Source organism: Vibrio sp. 1562 (assembly GCF_033340155.1).
In the GTDB taxonomy this organism is placed as follows: Bacteria; Pseudomonadota; Gammaproteobacteria; order Enterobacterales; family Vibrionaceae; genus Vibrio; species Vibrio alginolyticus.
Genome location: NZ_JAWOVY010000072.1, coordinates 1 through 2,172, shown reverse-complemented (window position 1 = coordinate 2,172; position 2,172 = coordinate 1). Strand labels below are relative to the sequence as shown.

The window sequence follows — 2,172 nt, the reverse complement described above, 5'->3', positions numbered from 1 at the left end:
TGTCCGTGCGACCTGAAGTCGTATGAAGCGTTGTTCACCGCTTTATGAGTGAACCGTCTGTATCACCAGATGAACCTACGAGCCTGAATAAAGCAGCGGCTCGGACAATGTAACGAAACTTGGCCGTTGGGCTGAGTGGGAAAAGAATCGTGAGAGGACGTTCCTCCTGAAAACCACAATTCGGGTAAGTGCTAGGTAGTCAGTATGATGAACATATGTGAATCCATTCAAGGTGCGTTATATGATGAAGCAGCGGAAGTGGTTATTACGCTGTAGCCAAAAGGCAATGAGAGTTGGAAAGAGGTTGGACAGTACTTTTTCGTGGTCACTGCACTCTCCGCACTATAGTGGGCATCTAACCCGACATTTTACGCAACATACGGAACAGGGTAAGCCTGTATCACTCCCTTTGGGAAAGCCTTTGTGGCCGATAGTGGTGCAGGTATAGGAGGTCGGAAAAAGCGAAAGCTACATTGTAATGATGCAGATACAGACTTATGTCTGATCACGAAAGTGAGCCCACTTCCGACTGGTCTTCCATTGCGAGAGAATTTGAAGAACTTTATTCAAGGAGAAAAGCAAATGGTGATCTCGAAAGAGATTAGTGCATCTTCTGACGGCGATCAATGGCAGTCCATCGACTGGAAATCCGTTGAAGTACACGTATTGAAGCTTCAAATGCGTATCGCAAAAGCAACTAGAGAAAAGAAATACGGTAAGGTGAAGTCTTTACAGTGGCTCTTGACTCATTCTCGCTCAGCCAAGCTTCTCGCGGTTAAGCGAGTCTCTCAGAATAAAGGCAGTAAAACGCCTGGAATAGACGGTGTCATCTGGAACACAGATGCACGCCGTATGAAAGCAGTCGATCAACTGAGTCGCAAGGCTTACTCCGCAAAACCACTCAAACGTATCTATATTCCCAAAAAGAACGGTAAGCTCAGGCCACTGGGTATTCCATGCATGATTGATAGAGCGCAACAAGCCCTCCACCTTCTTGCATTAGAGCCTGTGTCCGAAACGTTTGCCGACCTCAATAGCTATGGTTTTAGACCAAATCGCAGCACGGCTGACGCTGTCAGTCAGTGCTTCAAATGTTTAGCTCTAAAGCAATCCGCGAAATGGGTTCTTGAGGGAGATATTAAGGCTTGCTTCGACAAAATCGGGCATAAATGGCTGATGGACAATATCATTGTAGATAAACGAATGTTAGAGCAATGGTTAAAATCTGGCTATGTAGATAAGGGGCTGTTCTACGATACCGAAGAAGGTACACCTCAAGGTGGAATAATATCTCCAACCTTGATGCTAATGACTCTCGCGGGAATAGAGCAACAAATAAAATCTACAGCTCTGAAAATGGGTGCTAGGGCCAACTTTATCGGTTATGCGGATGATTTTGTGGTCACCTGCTCTTCAAAGGAAGTGCTAGTGAACGATATCAAACCGTTGATTGCTGGCTTTTTGGCAGAAAGAGGGTTAACCCTCTCCGAAGAAAAAACGAAGGTCACTCATATTGATGATGGCTTTGACTTTCTGGGTTTCAATCACAGGAAGTACAAAGGGAAATTGCTCATTAAACCGAGCAAATCCAATACGCTGTTATTCCTTAGAAATCTACGTGAAGTTATTAAAAAGCACGCAACCATCCCTGTTAACGATCTTATCAAGTTGATAAATCCGAAACTTAGGGGATGGGCGAATTACTATCGCCACTGTGTTGCTAAACAAGTATTCGGGTATGTCGGCCATAAACTATTCCAAGCGTTATGGCACTGGGCAGTTAGACGTCATCCAACCAAGTCCAAAGACTGGGTTGTGCACAAGTATTTTCTCAATCGTAAAGGCCAGTGGCAATTTCACGGTTGGCAGAAAATCATGAACATGGACTGTCACTTCAATCTGTTCCAAATAGCGAAAGTGCCTATCGAAAGACACGTAAAAATTAGGAGTGCTGCGACCCCTTTTGACCCTCAATACCAAGAATATCTGGTGAAGAGAAAATCTAAAAGGCTAGCTCGTAACTCTTGGAAAGAGCCTGTCCCGACTGCGTTATAAGTTGCTGGGTATCAATGATGCCTTAGTGGAGGCTTGAGCCGTATGCAGTGAAAGTTGCACGTACGGTTCTTAGAGGGGCGGCACTTGGTAACAAGTGTCGTCTACTCGACAAAAACG

At 45.0% G+C, this 2,172-nt stretch carries 1 protein-coding gene; it reads left to right on the top strand.

Going from position 1 to position 2,172, the window contains the following annotated elements:
- Nucleotides 1–582: 582 nt before the first annotated feature.
- The gene (gene ltrA, locus R7Z49_RS23210; RefSeq protein ID WP_031848075.1) at nucleotides 583–2,055 is read left to right on the top strand and encodes a group II intron reverse transcriptase/maturase; all 1,473 of its coding nucleotides are present in this window, start codon (nucleotides 583–585) and stop codon (nucleotides 2,053–2,055) included.
- Nucleotides 2,056–2,172: the final 117 nt, after the last annotated feature.